Annotated in this window: 19 protein-coding genes; 10 read left to right on the forward strand and 9 right to left on the reverse strand. The window is 67.0% G+C overall.

The window, feature by feature from the left end; genetic code table 11:
- Positions 1 to 76: 76 nt before the first annotated feature.
- The 4 genes from asnB to HMPREF3113_RS01195 all read right to left on the reverse strand — a co-directional run bounded on the left by asnB (position 77) and on the right by HMPREF3113_RS01195 (position 5926).
- Complete coding sequence (asnB, locus tag HMPREF3113_RS01180) at positions 77 to 2020, reverse strand: asparagine synthase (glutamine-hydrolyzing) (protein WP_070470303.1); 1944 nt, start codon at positions 2018 to 2020, stop codon at positions 77 to 79.
- Between the two features lie 3 nt (positions 2021 to 2023).
- Positions 2024 to 4303, reverse strand: a complete 2280-nt coding sequence (locus HMPREF3113_RS01185; protein ID WP_070470306.1) for a thiamine pyrophosphate-dependent enzyme — start codon at positions 4301 to 4303, stop codon at positions 2024 to 2026.
- 109 nt (positions 4304 to 4412) lie between these two features.
- On the reverse strand, positions 4413 to 4964 hold the full coding sequence (locus HMPREF3113_RS01190) for a GNAT family N-acetyltransferase (protein ID WP_046274182.1): 552 nt from the start codon (positions 4962 to 4964) through the stop codon (positions 4413 to 4415).
- 131 nt (positions 4965 to 5095) lie between these two features.
- A complete protein-coding gene (locus HMPREF3113_RS01195) occupies positions 5096 to 5926 on the reverse strand; it encodes a glycine zipper 2TM domain-containing protein (RefSeq protein WP_019185923.1) in 831 nt (276 codons plus the stop codon).
- Between the two features lie 159 nt (positions 5927 to 6085).
- On the opposite strand from HMPREF3113_RS01195, the gene HMPREF3113_RS01200 reads away from it, so the two are divergent.
- Together HMPREF3113_RS01200 and HMPREF3113_RS01205 are read left to right on the forward strand one after the other, a co-directional pair.
- Positions 6086 to 6310, forward strand: coding sequence for a DUF6116 family protein (locus HMPREF3113_RS01200; RefSeq protein WP_070470309.1), 225 nt, complete (start codon positions 6086 to 6088; stop codon positions 6308 to 6310).
- A complete protein-coding gene (locus tag HMPREF3113_RS01205) occupies positions 6307 to 7068 on the forward strand; it encodes a TatD family hydrolase (RefSeq protein ID WP_070470312.1) in 762 nt (253 codons plus the stop codon). Before HMPREF3113_RS01200 ends, HMPREF3113_RS01205 begins: the two co-directional genes overlap by 4 nt.
- Positions 7069 to 7087: 19 nt before the next feature.
- Here HMPREF3113_RS01205 and HMPREF3113_RS01210 read toward each other — a convergent pair whose 3' ends face one another.
- Positions 7088 to 7900, reverse strand: a complete 813-nt coding sequence (locus HMPREF3113_RS01210; protein ID WP_070425492.1) for a tRNA threonylcarbamoyladenosine dehydratase — start codon at positions 7898 to 7900, stop codon at positions 7088 to 7090.
- A 96-nt stretch (positions 7901 to 7996) separates the two neighbouring features.
- Here HMPREF3113_RS01210 and HMPREF3113_RS01215 point away from each other — a divergent pair, with 96 nt between their 5' ends.
- Both HMPREF3113_RS01215 and HMPREF3113_RS01220 read left to right on the forward strand, forming a co-directional pair.
- Positions 7997 to 8437, forward strand: coding sequence for a cytochrome c (locus tag HMPREF3113_RS01215; protein ID WP_070470315.1), 441 nt, complete (start codon positions 7997 to 7999; stop codon positions 8435 to 8437).
- Between the two features lie 118 nt (positions 8438 to 8555).
- Positions 8556 to 9041 (forward strand): glycine zipper 2TM domain-containing protein, encoded by a 486-nt coding sequence (locus HMPREF3113_RS01220; RefSeq protein WP_070470317.1) that lies wholly within the window; start codon positions 8556 to 8558, stop codon positions 9039 to 9041.
- Positions 9042 to 9126: 85 nt separating this feature from the next.
- Here HMPREF3113_RS01220 and HMPREF3113_RS01225 read toward each other — a convergent pair whose 3' ends face one another.
- Positions 9127 to 9330 carry a cold-shock protein gene (locus HMPREF3113_RS01225; RefSeq protein ID WP_019185917.1) on the reverse strand — a complete coding sequence of 68 codons (204 nt, stop codon included), beginning with the start codon at positions 9328 to 9330 and terminating at the stop codon, positions 9127 to 9129.
- Positions 9331 to 9562: 232 nt separating this feature from the next.
- Between HMPREF3113_RS01225 and HMPREF3113_RS01230 the strand changes: the two genes are divergently transcribed.
- From HMPREF3113_RS01230 to arsC, 3 genes are all read left to right on the forward strand, one after another.
- Positions 9563 to 10048, forward strand: coding sequence for a DUF456 domain-containing protein (locus HMPREF3113_RS01230; protein ID WP_070470320.1), 486 nt, complete (start codon positions 9563 to 9565; stop codon positions 10046 to 10048).
- Between the two features lie 153 nt (positions 10049 to 10201).
- Positions 10202 to 11368 carry a phospholipase A gene (locus HMPREF3113_RS01235; RefSeq protein WP_070470322.1) on the forward strand — a complete coding sequence of 389 codons (1167 nt, stop codon included), beginning with the start codon at positions 10202 to 10204 and terminating at the stop codon, positions 11366 to 11368.
- On the forward strand, positions 11368 to 11721 hold the full coding sequence (gene arsC / locus HMPREF3113_RS01240) for an arsenate reductase (glutaredoxin) (protein ID WP_070470325.1): 354 nt from the start codon (positions 11368 to 11370) through the stop codon (positions 11719 to 11721). Before HMPREF3113_RS01235 ends, arsC begins: the two co-directional genes overlap by 1 nt.
- 117 nt (positions 11722 to 11838) lie before the next feature.
- Here arsC and HMPREF3113_RS01245 read toward each other — a convergent pair whose 3' ends face one another.
- The 3 genes from HMPREF3113_RS01245 to HMPREF3113_RS01255 form a co-directional block, all read right to left on the reverse strand.
- The gene (locus tag HMPREF3113_RS01245) at positions 11839 to 12234 is read right to left on the reverse strand and encodes a hypothetical protein (protein WP_070470328.1); all 396 of its coding nucleotides are present in this window, start codon (positions 12232 to 12234) and stop codon (positions 11839 to 11841) included.
- Between the two features lie 56 nt (positions 12235 to 12290).
- Positions 12291 to 12926 (reverse strand): glutathione S-transferase family protein, encoded by a 636-nt coding sequence (locus tag HMPREF3113_RS01250; RefSeq protein ID WP_070470331.1) that lies wholly within the window; start codon positions 12924 to 12926, stop codon positions 12291 to 12293.
- A gap of 149 nt (positions 12927 to 13075) precedes the next feature.
- Entirely contained in the window at positions 13076 to 14593 is a 1518-nt protein-coding gene (locus HMPREF3113_RS01255; RefSeq protein WP_019185911.1) for a fumarate hydratase, read from the reverse strand.
- A gap of 154 nt (positions 14594 to 14747) precedes the next feature.
- On the opposite strand from HMPREF3113_RS01255, the gene HMPREF3113_RS01260 reads away from it, so the two are divergent.
- The 3 genes from HMPREF3113_RS01260 (at position 14748) to HMPREF3113_RS01270 (ending at position 18229) form a co-directional block, all read left to right on the forward strand.
- Positions 14748 to 15647 carry an RNA polymerase sigma-70 factor gene (locus HMPREF3113_RS01260; protein ID WP_070470335.1) on the forward strand — a complete coding sequence of 300 codons (900 nt, stop codon included), beginning with the start codon at positions 14748 to 14750 and terminating at the stop codon, positions 15645 to 15647.
- Between the two features lie 32 nt (positions 15648 to 15679).
- A complete protein-coding gene (locus HMPREF3113_RS01265; protein ID WP_026070203.1) occupies positions 15680 to 16123 on the forward strand; it encodes a carboxymuconolactone decarboxylase family protein in 444 nt (147 codons plus the stop codon).
- Positions 16124 to 16357: 234 nt separating this feature from the next.
- Positions 16358 to 18229: an ABC transporter ATP-binding protein gene (locus HMPREF3113_RS01270; RefSeq protein ID WP_070470337.1), complete on the forward strand. Its 1872-nt coding sequence runs from the start codon at positions 16358 to 16360 to the stop codon at positions 18227 to 18229.
- Positions 18230 to 18321 lie beyond the last annotated feature (92 nt).

Below are 18321 nucleotides of genomic sequence, written 5' to 3' on the forward strand. Positions count from 1 at the left end.
AAAGTGCCAGATCGGCAAGAGATAAGAGCCACCCCATGGGTGGCTGCCTTCCGTGTCCGGACCCGCACGCGTAGCGCTATGCGCGCGTCACGTCCGCGCGTGCGTTGCGCCAATGCGCCTGCCAGGCCTGGAACATCAGCACGTTCCACAGGTGCGTGTGCCATTTGCGCTCGCCCTGCTTGAACTGCTGCCACAGCGGGGCGACCGCCTCGACATTGAACACGCCCTCCTCGGCCAGCCGCGCCGGATCCAGCAGTTCATCGGCCCAGCCGCGCAGGTCGCCCTTGAGCCACGCGCTGACCGGGGCACCAAAGCCACGTTTGGGGCGGTGCACCATGTCCTGCGGCACGTAGCGGCCCAGCACGCGCTTGAGCAGGTACTTGCTCACGCCATCGCGCTGCTTCATCGCCATCGGCAGCGACCAGGCAAACTCGGCCACGCGCCAGTCCAGCAGCGGTGCACGGGCTTCCAGGCTGACCGCCATGCTGGTGCGGTCCACTTTGCACAGCAGGTCATCGGGCAGGTAGGTGCTGAAATCAGCCAGCATCATCGCGTCGGCCGGCGAGCCAGCACCGTGCAGCGGATCGGCCAGGTCGTAGAAGCTGCCGGCCGCCTGCGCGCCACGTACCGCAGCGACCGGGTCGCGCCAGCGGGAAATCCGGTTGCGGTAGACATCGCCGATGCCGCGCGCGCCCGACTCGGCCAGCAGCGCGGCCAGCCCACCGGTGCGCGAGGCCTCGCCCTGCGTGTGTGAATGGCTGGCCATCCAGCGCCGCAGCGGCGCCGGCACCTTGCCCAGCAGCCGCCAGTTGCGCATCGCCCGCTGGTAGCGGGTGTAACCGAAGAACAGTTCATCGCCGCCGTCACCGGACAGCGCCACCGTCACGCCCTGCCGCGCCAGCCTGGCGACCAGCGCCGTGGGCACCTGCGAGGCATCGGCGAAGGGTTCATCGAACATCGCCGGCAGGCTGGGCACCACGGCCAACGCATCGGCGCCGCTGACATACAGCTCGGTGTGATCGCAGCCCAGGTGCTGGGCCAGCGATTTGGCCAGCGGCGCCTCGTCATGGTCCGAACCGGTAAAGCCGATGCTGAAACTGTGCACCGGCTGGCTCGATTGCGCCTGCATCAACGCCGCCACCACCGACGAATCGGTACCGCCGGAGAGGAACACGCCGACCGGCACATCGGCCACCATGCGCAGCGCCACCGCGTCGCGCAGCACCGCATCCAGGCGTTCTTCGGCCTCGGCATCGTTGCCCGTGAACGGGGCGGCCAGCGCCTGCTGCATGCGCTCGCGCGCATTCCAGAACGGCTGCTGCAGCTGATCCGGACGGTGCGCGGCAGCGCCGGCGGCGACCGCCTCGGCATCCAGCCGCAGCACGCGGCCGGGCATCAGCTTGAAGCAGCGCTCGTGGATGCAGTGCGGCGCGGGAATGTAATCCAGCCGCAGCAGCAGCGTCAGCGCATCGCGGTCGACCTCGTTGTCGAAGGCCGGGTGCTGCCACAGGGCCTTGAGCTCGGAGCCGAACACCAGCGTCTCACCGGCCCAGCCGTAGTACAGCGGCTTCTTGCCGACCCGGTCGCGGGCCAGCCACAGACAGCGCTCGGCGCGGTCCCACAGCGCGATGGCGAACATGCCGTTGCTGCGCTGCAGGGTTTCCTCGAAGCCCCACTGGGTGATCGCGGCGAGCAGCACTTCGGTATCCGAATGGCCGCGGAAGGCATGCCCCAGCGCTTCCAGCTCGGCGCGCAGCTCGGCGAAGTTGTAGACCTCGCCGTTGTAGGCCAGCACGTAGCGGCCATCGACCGAGGTCATCGGCTGATGGCCCAGCGGCGACAGGTCCAGGATGCTCAGCCGGCGGTGCGCCAGCGCGATGCCGGCCGAGGCATCGGCCCATACCCCGCTGTCATCCGGGCCACGGTGCACCAATGCGTCGCCCATGCGCCGCGCCTGTTCTTCCAGTGCTGCCTGCTCCCTTGCCGGAGCGGGCAGCAGCATGCCTGCCAATCCACACATGTATCAATGGTCCTGCGCCAGCGCGAGGGCGGCGTTCAATACCGCATTGTCGCTTGGAAGCACGCACAATGCTGCCCCCGCCAGTGGCGTGTAGGTATCGGCCCCGCACACCCGCTGGATCGGCAGGTGCCCCAGCCCGGCCTCGACCAGGGCGGTGATCACGCCCTCCCCCATCCCGGCGCTGTGCCGGCCCTCATCGACCACCAGCACGCGCTGGGCATCGGCGGCCTGGCCGCTGATGACCCCGGCGTTGAGCGGCACCAGCCAGCGCAGGTCGACCACCCGCACCTGCCAGCCCAGCTGCTGCTCGATCGCCCGCGCCGCACGCAGGCTCATCGGCACGCCGTTGCCATAGGTGAAGATGACCAGGTCACTGGCCTCCGGCGCGTAGACCCGGCCCTCGCCGAGCACCAGTGCCTGGTCCGGTGCCGGATACGGGAACAGCCATTGGCCATCGCCCGGCGCGTGCAGGTCCTTGCTCATGTACAGCGCGATCGGCTCGAGGAACACCGCGACCCGGCCATCGACCGTCGCCAGCGCGGCCAAGGTGCGCAGCATCATCGCCGCATCGTCGCCGCGCGAGGGACAGCCGACCACCAGGCCGGGGATGTCGCGCAGCGCGGCGATCGAGTTGTCGTTGTGGAAATGCCCGCCGAAGCCCTTCTGGTAGCCCAGCCCCGCGATCCGCACCAGCATCGGGTTGCGGTACTGGTCATTGGAGAAGAACTGCAGCGAGCACGCCTCGCCCCGCAGTTGGTCGGCCGCGTTGTGGAGATAGGCCAGGTACTGGATCTCGGGAATCGGCAGCATGCCCAGGTTGGCCAGGCCCTGCGCCATGCCCAGGATCATGGTTTCGTCCAGCAGGGTGTTGAACACCCGGCGCGGGCCGAACGCCTTGAGCAGGCCCTTGCTGACCGTATACACCCCGCCCTTCTGCGCGACGTCCTCACCGAACAGCAGCGTGGCCGGGTACTTGGCCATCAGATCGTGCAGGGCCTGGTTGATCTGGATCGCCAGGTGGCGCGGCGGTTGTGTTTCGGGCAGCTGCGCCGCACCGCCAAACGCAGCGACGCGCGCCTCATCAGCGGCCGTGCGCGTGGCTTCTGCCTGGACGGCCGCCGGCGAGTACGGCGCCAGCGGCGCCACGACCTCGGCCAGATCGGTCAGCTTCGGCCGTCGATCCGCTTCGGCGGCCGCGGCGAAACAGCGCGCGCGCACGCGTTCGTAGAGATCGAGCACCTGCGCGGCGGTCATCCAGCCGGACTGCATCGCGATCGCCGCCGAGCGCAGCAGGGGATCGCTCGCTTCTGCCGCGCACAGCTCCGGCAACGGCCGCCATTCGATTTCGAAATCCGTACCGGCGTGGCCCATCAAACGCGTGGTGCGCAGGTGCAGGAAGGTCGGCCGCCGGGTCTGCCGGCAATGGGCCAGCGCGCGCTCCACCTGTGCATGCCCCTCGACCAGATCCAGACCGTCAGCGAAGAAGTAATCCAGGCCCGGGCGGTGCGCGAAGCTCTGCGCGATCCAGCCATCCGGTGTCTTGACCGAAATGCCGATGCCGTTGTCCTCGCAGACGAACAGGATCGGTGCCGGCAGCCGCTGGTACGCCGCCCACGCGGCGGTGTTGAACGCAGTCTGCGCGGTGGCGTGGTTGGCCGAGGCATCGCCGAAGGAGCAGATCACCACGCTGTCGCCGGGAATCGGCAGCGTGTGGCCGATGCGTCGCCCGCTTTCGATGGCCAGCGCCGTGCCCAGGGCCTTGGGCAGGTGCGAGGCGATGGTGGAGGTCTGCGGCAGCACCCACAGTGGTCTGCTGCCCCACACCTTGTGGCGCCCACCGCTGGCCGGATCGTCCCGGCTGGCCGCGAACGAGAGCGCCGCGTCCATCACCGGGTCCATGCCCGGCAGCTTGCGGAAGCGCTCGGCCATGAAACCGCCGGAGCGGTAATGCAGGAACGCCGGATCGGTATGCCGCGCCAACCGTGCCACCAGCGCATTGCCCTCATGGCCGGACGAACCGATCGTATAGAAGACCTTGTTCTGCACGCGCAGTACACGCGCCATGAGGTCCAGGTGGCGGCTGATCAGCTGTGATTCGAACAGTTCGGCAAAGCCCTGCGCATCCAGGGTGCTGCCGGGCAGGATCGGCGCGTCGGGTGCCGGCGTCGGCGCGGGATCGCCGCGCCACTGCTGCACGAAATCGATGAAGTTGGCGTCGCAGATTTCGGCCCGGTTGAGGCCCTTCATGCGCGCGGGAATCGGATCGGGAACCACGGCAAACATGCATCAGCCTCCGTGACGTGTTGCGTAGGCGGACAACCGGATGGGGCGGCCTGCCCACGATGCCGAGTCTGGCCTCACCCCATCGCATTTGCCAAGCGCGGGTGCAGCATCACCGCTGCGTGGCCCGACGCTGCTGCCACTGCTGCCGTGACTGGCCCCAGATCTCGATCGGCTTGCCGGCGTGCGGCGGCGGCAGCTCGCCCATGCGCAGCAGCGAGCTGCCGAGCTTGCGCGCGACCACCTTGGAGTTTTCGTTGGCCGCATCGATGGTGTGGATGATCTCTTCCCAGCCGAGCGTGTCGAACGCCCAGTCCATGCTGGCCACCGCCGCTTCGGGCGCATAGCCCTTGCCCCAGCTCTCGCGGCGGATGCTCCAGCCGACCTCGGTGCCCGGCCAGTCCAGCGGTTGCCACGGGCCCATGCGCCCGACCCACTCACCGCTGCTTTTTTCGATCACCGAGAACATCGAAAACCCATACAGGTGCCAGCTGCCCACCAGGCAGCTGAAACTGCGCCATGCCTGGGAGGGGGCCTGCACGCCACCCAGGTGCTGCATCACCTCCGGGTCCGAGCAGAAGCGCAGGAAATCATCGAAATCCTCGGCGCGTGGCGGGCGCAGGATCAGGCGCTCGGTCTCCAGCTGGAGGTCGAAAATGCTCATGGCGTCCTCGTCTGTTGCGTGTGTACCGCCATGATCGCAGACGCAGCCACCGGCATGCCGTGCACCGTTCCCCACAACGCAACACGCCGGCAGTTGCCGGCGTGTTGGTGGTGCGTTCGAACGGCTGCGCTTTACTGGTTGTTCGCGCCCAGCGCGGCGGTCTGGGTGACCAGCTGACCGTCGATCACCGGCAGGCGATCGCTGCTCGGCTTGTTGTCCATCTTCACGGTCTTTTCGGCGCCGTCGTAACGGTAGGTCACGTTGTAGCCGGTGACCGCATTGGTGGTGCCCATCGGGATGCGGTTGCCCGGCTTGCTGGCCATGCGCATGGTGCCGGTGGTGCCGTCTTCATTGCGGTAGGTGACGTTGTAGCCGGTCACCCGGGTCGACTCGGAGGTCGCGGTCTCGGTGTGGCACTGGCGCTCGGTGCGGTTGACCACGCGGCCACCCACATGGCGCTTGTCCACCTGGTTGCCGATCATGCCGCCAGCGACAGCACCAGCGGCCGTGGCGGCCTTGCGGCCATTGCCACCGCCGACCTGGTTGCCCAGCAGGCCGCCGATCACGGCACCGGCGACGGTACCGCCAACATTGCCGTCGCGTTCGGGCAGGCGTTCCTGGACCACCACGTCCTGGCAGACTTCATGCGGCGTCTGCGTGCTGGACGTCTCGCGCACCGGCTCGGTGCCGATCACGGTGGCGTAGGCCTTTTCCTTCCTGGTCAGCGGATCGACCTTGACGATGTCGGCGTACTCGAGCTTGCCGGCCTTGTCTTCGATGGCCAGTTGGTCGGTGCGCGCGCCGTCATCGGCCAGCGGCGTGGTGTCCAGGGTGGGCCGGGTCTGAGCAGCGGTCACCGCGTCGGGCGAGGCACTGCCGCCCTTCATGAAGGCAGCAGTGGCGATCCCGCCGACCAGCAGCGCACCTGCAGCGACCAAAGCAGTAGTAGTTGTACTTTTCATAACCGGCTCCTTGCGGACGATCCGCAACGTTCTTGAGTGAATTCCAGCACGGCCAGCCTGAACGGAATCTCGACGGATCGTGAACATCCTCCCGCCCATTCAGGTTCGGTGGGCCCCAGGCTCGTGATAGCGTTTACAGCATCTGCCCAGGAGTGCCCCATGTCCAATCCCATACTGTTGCCGGTGCTGGAATGGGCGCGTCGGCTGCGCTACCCCACCCTGTTCAAGATCACGGCCGCGCTGTTCGCGGTGACCCTGGTGATCCCCGACCCGCTGCCGTTCGTGGATGAAATCCTGTTCGGCCTGGGCACGCTGCTGCTGGCCAACTGGAAACGACGCGGCGACCCGACGCCACCGCCATTGCCGAGCAAGCGCCGCGCGTGAGGTTGATCGACAGTCATTGCCACCTGGATGCGGGGGAGTTCGATGCCGATCGCGCCGAGGTGATCGCACGCGCCCGCACGGCGGGTGTTTTCGCGCAAGTGGTGCCGGCCGTCACCGCCGCCAGCTGGCCCGGGCTGCGGGAGGCCTGCAGGCTGGCCGACGGATTGCACTCGGCATACGGACTGCACCCGATGTTCCTGGATCAGCACCGCCCCGAGCACCTGGACGAACTACGCGCGTGGCTCGAGCGCGAGCGCCCCTGCGCGGTTGGCGAGTGCGGGCTGGATTTCTTCGTCGAAGGGCTGGACCCGGACACCCAGCAGCATTACTTCCTCGGCCAATTGAGGCTGGCGCGCGAATTCGACCTGCCGGTGATCGTGCATGCGCGCCGCGCGGTGGATGCGGTGATCGCGGCGATCAAGCAGATCGGCGGGCTGCGCGGCGTGGTCCACAGTTTCTCCGGCAGCCCCGAGCAGGCGCGGCAACTGCACCAGCTCGGCTTCCTGATCGGGCTGGGCGGCCCGCTGACCTATGACCGCGCCCAGCGCCTGCACCGCCTGGTGGCCAACATGCCCCTGGAGCAGCTGCTGTTGGAGACCGACGCACCGGACCAGCCGGATGCAGGCATCCGCGGCGAGCGCAATGAGCCGGCGCGGTTGCCGGTGATCCTGGAGGCGGTGGCGCGGCTGCGCGGGGAGCCGGCCGCGGTGATTGCCTCGCAGACCACGGCCAATGCCGAGGCATTGTTCGGCCTGTGAGTGGACCGGTCCGCCCGGATCAAGCCTCGGCGGCCGCTGCACCCTTCTTCGGCTTCATCAACATCTCCAGCGCCTTGCCCACCGCCGCAAACGCGAACGCACCGGTGATGTGGGTGGCCGCGCCCAGGCCCGCGCCGCAGTCCAGCTTCAGCGCCGCGTCGGCGCCAAGGTTCGGGCGGATGCCGCACACGCTGCCGTCGGCCTGCGGGTACTTCACGTTCTCCAGCGAGTACACCGCCGGCACGCCGAAGTAGCGCGAGGCGTTCTTGGGGAAGTTGAAGTCGCTGCGCAGTTTCTTGCGGATCAGCGCCATCATCGCGTCGTGCTCGGTGCGCGACACGTCCCGGATCCGCACCAGGGTGGGATCGGTACGGCCGCCGGCAGCGCCCACGGTCAGGATCGGCAGCTTGCGGCGGCGGCACCAGGCAATGGTCTCGACCTTGACCCGGAAGCTGTCGCACGCATCGATCACCAGATCGAAATCGCGGTCCAGCAGCTCAACCATGTTGGACACGGTCAGGAACGAGGCGATCGCATCGACGCTGATGTCCGGGTTGATCGCGCGACAGCGCTCGGCCATCGCCTCGGCCTTGTTGCGGCCGTACTGGCCGGCCAGCGCGGGCAGCTGGCGGTTGGTGTTGGAGACACAGATGTCGTCGGCATCGATCAGGGTCAGATGCCCGACCGCCGTGCGCGCCAGCGCTTCCACCACCCACGAGCCAACCCCGCCCATGCCCACCACCGCCACCCGGCGGGTGGCGAGCAGATCCACGGTGCCTACCCCATACAACCGGTCGATGCCGGCAAATCGTTCGCGCAGTACGTCGTTCATGCGGACATTTTAATGCGCGCAGGCCAGCGCCGGTACGCGCCGTGGACAGGACGCGTCGTACCATCGCCGCAGCCACCTCTCAAGGAAGCCTTCACCATGAACGACCCCGTGACGCCGTCCCGCCGCCCCTCCGCCGCCTATCGCTACCTGTTCGTCGGCCTGCTCGGGCTGGTGATCGGCCTGATCGCCACGGTGATGATCTCGCGCGCCATCCAGGCCCGCCAGGATCCCTTCCCGGATGCGCTGATGCACGTGATGAACCGCCAGGTGGAGCTGCTGCAGGCGGCGCAGGCGCAGAACCGCTGCAGCCTGGCCGATACCGTGCCGCGGCTGCAGACCCTGCGCTCGCTGTCCAATGATCTGGACCTGGCCTTTCCCGGCCTGAAGGACAGCCAGGGCTTCCAGCAGCACGCCAGCGCCCTGCGCGCCACGCTCAACGAGGCATTGGCCGCGCCGCCGACCGACTGCCCGGGCATGGCCACGCTGGTGGAAAAGATCCAGACCGACTGCAAGGCCTGCCACCAGGATTTCCGCTGATTCATCTTCCAGCCACGCTGGCAGCCCGGGATTGGCACGCTGTTCACGCAGCACAGGACACGATCTGCCCCATGCGCACCAGACGCATTCGACCACCCCTCTGGCCAGGAGATACACCATGAAGATTCAACTGATCGCCGCCGCTGCTGTTGTCACCGTCGCCCTGGCTGGCTGTGCCACCACCTCGCCGGGCTACGGCAGCAGTGGCTACAACAACGGTTACGGCAATTCCGGCGGCAACTACAACACCAATCGCTGCGCTGACTGCGGCATCGTGACCCGCATCAACCAGGTCGCTTCGGGCCGCAGCGCGCCGAGCGCGACCGGCGCGGTCCTGGGTGGCATCGTCGGCGCGGTCGCCGGCCATGAAATCTCCGACCACACCGGCGGCAGCCGAGGCAACAAGAACATCGCCGCCGCCGCAGGCGCGGTGGGTGGTGCACTGGCCGGCAACCAGATCCAGAAGAACGTGACCAGCGATACCTTCGACATCACGGTACGCATGGATGACGGTCGCACGGTCGTGGTCAACCAGCGCGATCTGGGCGGGATCCGCGAGAACACCTATGTCCGCGTGGTCAACGGCAAGGTGATCCTGCGCTGATCTGCCCCGCACACGGCGTGCAATGAAAAGGGCCCGCTTGCGCGGGCCCTTTTCATGTCTCAACCAGGCAGGACCCGGCGTGCGCTCAGAGCGGCTTGACCTTGTCGGCCTGCAGGCCCTTCTGGCCAGTCACCACTTCGAACTCGACCGCTTGACCTTCCTTCAGGCTCTTGAAGCCCTGGGATTCGATCGCGCGGAAGTGCACGAATACATCTTCGCCGCTCTCACGGCTGATGAACCCGAAACCCTTCGCGTCGTTGAACCACTTGACGGTGCCCTTCTCAGCCATCTCAGCTACTCCCTAACTGTCTTGTTGTTGGATACACCCGTACAGGCGGCTGACAGCAAGGGGGAAGCGAGGTGCAACGATGCAGCGGATCCGGAAGATCTACCATCATCAGGCCACGATCCACGGTGACCTTGCCAAGCTCAGCGCCTGCAACTTAACCCGAGCAAAACGAAAAAGCAACTAGCCAAAAGCTTGCGATGTCAACCCCATTTCAGGAACCATACTGGACAGCATGGACCCTTCATTCATCTTGTATCTGCTAGCCGTCCTGCTGGTGCTGGTCGGCATCGCCGGCGTGATTCTTCCCGCCCTGCCCGGCATCCCGCTGGTGTTCGCCGGGCTGGTGCTGGCGGCATGGGCCGACGATTTCGTCCATGTGGGCTGGCTGCCGCTGACGGTCCTGGGCCTGCTGACCCTGCTGTCTTTCGCCGTGGACATCCTGGCCACGGTGGTCGGCGCACAGCGGGTAGGCGCGAGCCGCAAGGCCCTGTGGGGAACCTTCCTGGGCAGCATCGTCGGGGTGTTCTTCATGCCGATCGGCCTGTTCGTGGGCCCGCTCGCCGGCGCACTGCTGGGCGAGTACTGGCACACCCGCGAGCTGGGCCGCTCCACCAAGGTGGGCCTGGCGACCTGGCTTGGCATCCTGCTGGGGTTCGCGCTCAAGCTGGCGCTGGTGATCGCGATGCTGGGCCTGTTCGCGTTCGCCTGGTTCTTCTGAGGTCACCGCCAGACCGGGGCTTCACGCCCTGACCACACCATTGACCGGCATAAACCGGATCAGATCGACCGTGTCGTGCGCTGGCGGGATTATTCCTCAGCGGCCACACTGTGCCGGTTGACCCATTCATTTTTGTCACGCGGCCCTGCTCCCATGACCCTGCCCTATTCCCGCTCCGCCCTGTTCACTGCCCTGGCCCTGGCCGGCACCGCCCTGCCCGCTGCAGCACAGGAGGCGGCACCGAAGCCGGCGTCACCGGAGGCCTGCGCACTGGTGGACACCGACGCGGCGCGTCTGGCGTGCTACGACACGCTGTTTGGTCGTACGCCGGACGTGACCCTGGCCGCCGATGCGGCGGCCACCGCCGCAAAGCAGGAACGCCGCGAAGAGCGCCAGGCCGCACGCGGGGCCGATGCCGATGCGCCTGCGGCACAGCGGGTGAAGCAGCGTCTTGGCGAGGTGTTCAAGAACGACGGCCATCAGGACGCCTTGGCCAACGCTGGCAAGGGCTCGCTGCTGGACAGCCGCTGGGAACTGGCCCAGGACTCCAAGCTGGGCGCCTTCCAGCTGCGCGCCTACAAGCCGGTCTACCTGCTGCCCGCCTTCTGGACCAGCGACAAGAACCAGATGCCGCAGTCGCCCAATCCGGTCAATACGGTCACCACCTCGCAGCAGCTGGACAGCGCGGAACTGAAGTTCCAGCTCAGCTTCAAGACCAAGGTCGTGGAAAACCTGTTCGGCGACAACGGCGACATCTGGGCCGGCTACACGCAGAGCTCGCGCTGGCAGGCCTACAACGCCGACAACTCGCGTCCGTTCCGTGAGACCAATTACGAGCCGGAAGTGATGCTGATGTTCCGCAACGGCTACTCGATCGGCGGCTGGCGCGGGCGCATGAGCGGGATCAGTGTCAACCACATGTCCAACGGCCGCGCCGATCCCCTGTCGCGCAGCTGGAACCGGGTGATCGCCACCGTCGGCCTGGACCGCGAGAACTGGGCGCTGGTCCTGCGCCCGTGGTATCGCATCCCGGAAGACCGCAAGGACGACAACAACCCGGACATCTCCGATTACATGGGCCGCGGCGACGCCACCCTGACCTGGAACAAGAACGGTCACGAGGTCTCGCTGATGGCGCGGCACTCGCTGCGTGGCGGTGATCGCTCGCACGGTGCGCTGCAGCTTGATTACGGCTTCCCGATCAGCAACCTGCTGCGCGGTCACGTGCAGATCTTCGATGGCTACGGCGAGAGCATGATCGACTACAACCACAAGGCCACGTATGTGGGCCTGGGTGTGTCGCTGCTGGAGTGGTATTGATGGCGGTGACGATCTGGCACAACCCGCGCTGCAGCAATTCACGCGGGGCGCTGGAACTGCTGCGTGAGCACGGCATCGAGCCGGTGGTGATCGAATACCTGAAGACACCGCCGGACCGTACTACGTTGACCGCCCTGATCACGCGCATGGGCATCGCCCCACGGGCGTTGCTGCGCAGCAAGGAGCCGGCCTATGGTTCGCTCGGGCTGGACGACGCCGCGTTTTCCGATGCCGCGCTGATCGACGCGATGGTCGCCCACCCGGAGCTGATCAACCGCCCGATCGTGGAGACTCCGCGCGGGGCACGTCTGTGCCGGCCACCGGAGACGGTGCTGGAGATCCTGCCGGCGTAAAACTGCGCCTCAGCTGCCTCCACAGCGGCTGGTACAGCGGTTGTTATCCTCGCCGCAGGTCAGTGCGGGCAGCCGGTTGCGGTAACAGCACTGCCGGCCAGCTTTGCAGACAGGCGGTCAGCGCTCCACCATCGTCCCGCCACAGTCAAGTGCACAGAGCTCCCAGCGCTCCCTGCATGGCGAGGTGTTGGCCGTGGGAGTGATGCAGCTCGTGCCGCCATTGGCGGTTTCGCAGCGGTGCCGGTCGCTCTCGCTGGTATACGCCGAACAGCGGCTCGCCAGCCGCTGCTGGCTGAAGGCACACGAATCGCCCTCCGAACGCGCCACCGCCTCTGCCTGCCAGGTGCACTGATCCCGCCGCGCATCGCAGGTCTGCATGCACTGCTGTCCCGTAGCGCTGATCGGGGGCTGGATCTCGTAGCCCGCGCACCCGGCCAGCCCCGCCATCACCAGTAACGGCAACAGCAACAGCAACAGCAACAGCACGCTCCCTTTTACGCCCATCGCGATCATCCTTGAACGGCACACGCCCGACTTTAGCAGCACTTCTTTCCGACCTGCCATCGACCTCAGCGCCAGTCGGTGATGCCCTCGCGCCGGTAGACCTCGGCGAACGCCGGCCGGGCTTTCAGACGATCGGCGTAGGCCTTCAACGCCGGCCAGGTGTCACTCGGCGTGGGCATGTTGCGCGACCAGCGCATCAGCATCACCAGCATGAAATCGACGACGCTCAACGCGTCGCCCAGCACATACGGCCCGCGCGTGGACAGATGCTCGGCCAGGTGCTGCCACGCGCCTTCCAGCCGCTCGCGCGCCCGCTGGCGGGTCGCCTCCACATGCTCGGGGCCGGCCATTTCCTGCGGGTAGAACCACGCCCGGTACGCCGGCTGCACGGTGTTGGCACACCAGAACATCCAGCGGTAGGCCTCGGCGCGATCGGCAGTCCCCGGGGCCGGCAGCAGAGCCGCGTCCGGGTGGCGGTCGGCCAGGTGCAGCGCGATCGCTGCCGCTTCGGTCAATACCTGCCCGTCCAGCACCAGCGTCGGCACCAGGCCTGCGGGATTCAACGCGAGATACGCGGCATCCTTGTGCTCGCGCTTGTCGAAATCCAACAGCACCAGATCGTGCTCGATCTGCAGTTCCAGCAACAGCCAATGGACGACCAGGGCGGCGGTACTCGGCGATCCATACAACGTGGTGCGCATGCGTGGGTGCCTCTCAGGGGAAGGCCCGCATTATGCGCGCGCCACGCGCAGGGGTGGACAACGAAAAACGGCGCCCTCGGGCGCCGTTTTCGTTTCAGCAGCGTATCAACCCGTGACCGATACCTGCCGTATTGCCGCGACCGGAAGCCTCAGGCGACGACGACCGGAATCTTGCCGATGCGGGCCTGCCACTCGCGCGGGCCGGTCTGGTGCACGGACTCGCCGGTGGAATCCACCGCCACGGTCACCGGCATGTCCTGCACGGTGAACTCGTAGATCGCTTCCATGCCCAGATCCGCGAAGCCGACCACCTTGGCCGCCTTGATCGCCTTGGAGACCAGGTAGGCCGAGCCGCCGACCGCCATCAGGTAGGCCGACTTGTTGTCACGGATCGCCTCGATCGCCGCCGGGCCGCGCTCGGCCTTGCCGACCATGCCCAGCAGGCCGGTCTGTTCCAGCACCTGGCGGGTGAACTTGTCCATGCGGGTCGCGGTGGTCGGGCCAGCCGGGCCCACCACTTCGTCGCGCACCGGATCGACCGGGCCGACGTAGTAGATGAAGCGGCCCTTGAGGTCGACCGGCAGCGGCTCGCCCTTGTCCAGCATCTCCACCATGCGCTTGTGCGCGGCGTCGCGGCCGGTCAGCAGCTTGCCGTTGAGCAGCAGGGTCTGGCCGGGCTTCCAGCTGGCGACGTCTTCCGGAGTGATCGTGTCCAGATCGACCCGGGTGCCCTTGGAGGCGTCATAGGTGATCTGCGGCCAGTCTTCCAATGACGGCGGATCGAGCATCACCGGGCCGCTGCCATCCAGCGTGAAATGCGCATGGCGGGTGGCCGCGCAGTTCGGGATCATCGCCACCGGCAGGTTGGCCGCGTGGGTCGGGAAGTCCTTGACCTTGATGTCCAGCACGGTGGTCAGGCCGCCCAGGCCCTGCGCGCCGATGCCCAGCGCGTTGACCTTGTCGAACAGTTCCAGGCGCAGTTCTTCGGCACGGTTGGAGGCGCCACGGGCCTTGAGCTCGTTGATGTCGATCGGCTCCATCAGCGACTCCTTGGCCAGCAGCATCGCCTTCTCGGCGGTGCCGCCGATGCCGATGCCGAGCATGCCCGGCGGACACCAGCCGGCGCCCATGGTCGGCACGGTCTTGAGCACCCAGTCCACGATCGAGTCGGACGGGTTGAGCATGGCGAACTTGGACTTGGCTTCCGAACCGCCGCCCTTTGCCGCGACGATCACCTCGACGGTGTCACCCGGCACCACCTTGACGTTGACCACGCCCGGGGTGTTGTCCTTGGTGTTGATGCGCTTGCCGGCTGGATCGGCCAGCACCGAGGCGCGCAGCTTGTTGTCCGGATAGTTGTAGGCGCGGCGCACGCCTTCGTTGGCCATGTCCTCCACGCCCATCGTGGCGTCGTCCCAGCGCACGTTCATGCCGATTTCCAGGAACACGGTGACGATGCCGGTGTCCTGGCAGATCGGCCGGTGGCCTTCGGCGCACATGCGCGAATTGATCAGGATCTGGGCCATCGCCTCCTTCGCGGCCGGCGACTCTTCGCGCTCATAGGCAGCGTTGAGGCTCTTGATGTAATCGACCGGGTGGTAGTACGAGATGTACTGCAGCGCGTCGGCGATGGACTGGATGAGGTCTTCCTGCTTGATCGATGTCACGACTTGCTCGCTTGCTGGAGGCTGGCGGGGGTTTAACCGCCGATTTTAACAACTACCGCCCGGCGGCGTTGAGAATCGCTCGCGGTGGCGGGGTTTGGTGCAAAGTGGGCGCCCCGCCTTGTCACAGCGGCCTGCCCGGCCGCGTCCTCCTGGCATGACCCCGACCGATACCTTCCAGACCCACCGCCCCCGCCTGTTCGCCTTGGCCTACCGCCTGCTGGGCAGCCGCAGCGACGCCGAGGACATCGTCCAGGACGCCTGGCTGCGCTGGCAGGGCGCCGACACCGGCGGGATCCGAGACCCGGAGGGCTGGCTGGTGACGGCCACCACCCGGCTCGGCCTGGACCGGCTGCGCGCCCTGCGCAGCGCGCGCGTGGAGTACGTCGGGCCGTGGCTGCCCGAGCCGCTGGAGATCGCCCTGGACCCGGACCCGCTGCAGGACCCGGCCCAGCGCCATGCCCTCGCCGATGAGGTCTCGGTGGCTTTCCTGGCACTGCTGGAGCAGCTCAAGCCGGATGAGCGCGCCGCCTTCCTGCTCAAGGATGTGTTCGACTACGACTACCCGGACATCGCGCCCCTGCTGGAGCACTCCCCCGCCAACTGCCGGCAACTGGTGCACCGGGCGCGGCAGCGACTGCAGACCGGCGCCCCACGCTTCACGGTCTCGCCCGCCCAGCACCGCGACCTGCTGGCGCGCTTCATGGCCGCCTCGCAGCAGGGTGATCTGGAAGCGATCCGCGCCCTGCTCGATGCCAATGCCGAGATGATCTCCGACGGCGGTGGCCGCGTGACCGCAGCGATCCGCCCCCTGCTCGGCGCCGAGCGCATCGCGCAGCTGTACTGGGCGATCGCGCGCCGCAACGGCCAGCATCCGGCGCAGCTCGGCCAGGTCAATGGCGAGCCGGCGATCCTGCGTTTCGCGGGCGACCAGCTGCACTCGGTGACGATGATCACGGTCGATGCCGGACGGATCGTGCGCGTGCTCAGCGTGCTCAATCCGGAAAAACTCACCGCCCTTGTCACAGCGCGCGATGCTGGCGCGTCCTCCAGATGAAGACGGCCATTGCGGCCGTCATGGAGTCCCCGATGTCCACCTCACCGCGCGTTCCATACACCCGCCTCGCCGCCGAGGCCTTCAAGGGCCTGCTGGCCACCAGCAAGGCCGTGCACGACAGCTCGATCGATCCGGTACTGATGGAGCTGGTGTTCCTGCGTGTCTCGCAGATCAATGGCTGCGGTTACTGCATGGACATGCATGCCACCACCCTGCGCAAGGGCGGCATCGAACCGCGCAAGCTCGATACGCTGCCAGCCTGGCACGAGAGCCGCTTCTTCGATGCACGCGAGCGCGCCGCACTGGGCTGGGCTGAAGCACTGACCCGGCTGAGCAGCGCGGCGCCGTCCGATGCCGCGTACGACGCCCTGGCACCGCATTTCGATGAGAAGGGCATCAGCGACCTGAGCATGGGCATCGCGGTGATCAACGCCTGGAACCGCCTCGGCGCCGGCCTGCTGCCGCCGCTGCCATAAGGCACGGGTAGTGCCGGCCGCTGGCTGGCTCCGCACGATCGTCGTGCTGCACGGGTAGTGCCGGCCGCTGGCCGGCTCCGCACGATGCTGGATGCCACCTGGAGCCGGCCAGCGGCCGGCACTACCGGGTAGCGGTGTACCAGCTGCACCGTTCTGCGGGGCGTACGCGTCGGCAATCTGCGCAGGCACTGACTTCATGCATCAACCACGGTCACGGCGCGCACAATACCGCCCATGCCCGCCTCCCCCGCTGCCGGTGCACCCGGCCAGAAGAATCCCAGCCTGCGTGAGCGCGTCAATGCGATGCGCAACCTGCCCCCGTTCCTGCGCCAGGTCTGGCAGACCAGCCCCGGGCTGACCCTGGCCAGTCTCGGCCTGCGTGTGATCCGTGCCTTGCTGCCGGTGGCGATGCTCTATGTCGGCAAGTTGATCATCGATGCCGCCGTGCAGCTCAGCCAGCATGATGCCGGCTTCCCGCCGTTCGGCGAGGCGCTGTCCAGTGGCCTGCTCAATCCCCTGCTGGGCCTGCTCGCGCTCGAGTTCGGCCTGGCGATGGCCTCGGACCTGCTCGGCCGCATGGTCAGCTACGCCGATACTCTACTGTCGGAGCTGTTCACCAACGTCACCAGCGTGCGCTTGATGGAACACGCCGCCGAGCTGGACCTGGAGGATTTCGAAGACCCCGACCTGCAGGACAAACTGGACCGGGCACGGCGCCAGACCATGGGCCGGATGAACCTGATGAGCCAGCTGTTCGGCCAGGTGCAGGACAGCATCACGGTGGCCAGCCTCGCGGTCGGCCTGATCGTGTACGCGCCGTGGTTGATCCTGCTGCTGGCGGTAGCACTGATCCCGGCCTTCATCGGCGAATCGCACTTCAACGCAGCCGGCTACAGCCTCAACTTCCAGTGGACGCCCGAGCGCCGCCAGCTGGAGTACCTGCGCCAGATCGGGGCCAGCGTGGAGACCGCCAAGGAGGTGAAGATCTTCAACCTCCATCGCTTCCTGATCGATCGCTACAAACTACTCGCCGAGAAGTTCTATCTGGCCAACCGTGCGCTGGCCCGCAAGCGTGCGATCTGGGGCACGCTGCTGGCAGCACTCGGTACGCTGGGCTATTACGCCGCCTACGCCTACATCGCCTGGCGCACCGTGCGCGGCGATTTCTCGATCGGCGACCTCACCTTCCTGGCCGGCAGCTTCCTGCGCCTGCGCCAGCTGCTGGAAGGCCTGCTGATCGGCTTTTCACAGGTTGCCGGCCAGGCGCTGTACCTGGACGATCTGTTCTCGTTCTTCCAGATCGAACCGGAAATCCACTCGCGCCCGGATGCCATCGCCATCCCGCAGCCGATCACCCAGGGCTTCGTGTTCGAGAACGTCGGTTTCCGCTATCCCGACGCCGAAAGCTGGGCGGTGCGGCATCTGGATTTCGACCTGCGTGCCGGTGAAGTACTGGCGCTGGTGGGTGAGAACGGTGCCGGCAAAACCACCCTGGTCAAGCTGCTGGCCCGCCTGTACGACCCCGACGAAGGCCGCATCCTGCTCGATGGCCGCGACCTGCGCGATTACGACCTGGATGACCTGCGCGCCAACATGGGCGTGATCTTCCAGGACTTCGTGCGCTACAACCTCAGCGCCGGCGAGAACATCGGCGTCGGCCTGGTCGAGGCGATGGGCGACGACGCCCGCATCCGCGATGCCGCCCGGCGCGGCATGGCCGATGAGGTGATCGCCGGCCTCCCCGGTGGCTACGACCAGCTGATCGGCCGCCGTTTCAAGATGGGCGTGGACCTGTCCGGTGGCCAGTGGCAGAAGATTGCGATCGCGCGGGCCTACATGCGCGATGCGCAGGTCATGATCCTGGATGAACCGACCGCGGCGCTGGATGCGCGCAGCGAGTTCGAGGTGTTCCAGCGCTTCAAGGAACTGTCCGACAACCGCACTGCGGTGCTGATCTCGCACCGCTTTTCCTCGGTGCGCATGGCCGACCGTATCCTGGTGCTGGCCGGCGGCCGGATCGAGGCCAGCGGCACCCATGCCGAGCTGATGACCCAGGGCGGCCGGTATGCCGAACTGTTCGAACTGCAGGCGGCCGGTTACCGCTGAAACCCAGGCACGACAGGCCTGTCCGGCCAGTCAATGAGAATTTATCTCATTTGAGATAAACTAGACCCGACGAAACCGACCAGAACCCCACC

Source organism: Stenotrophomonas sp. HMSC10F06 (assembly GCF_001807865.1).
GTDB lineage: Bacteria > Pseudomonadota > Gammaproteobacteria > Xanthomonadales > Xanthomonadaceae > Stenotrophomonas > Stenotrophomonas bentonitica_A.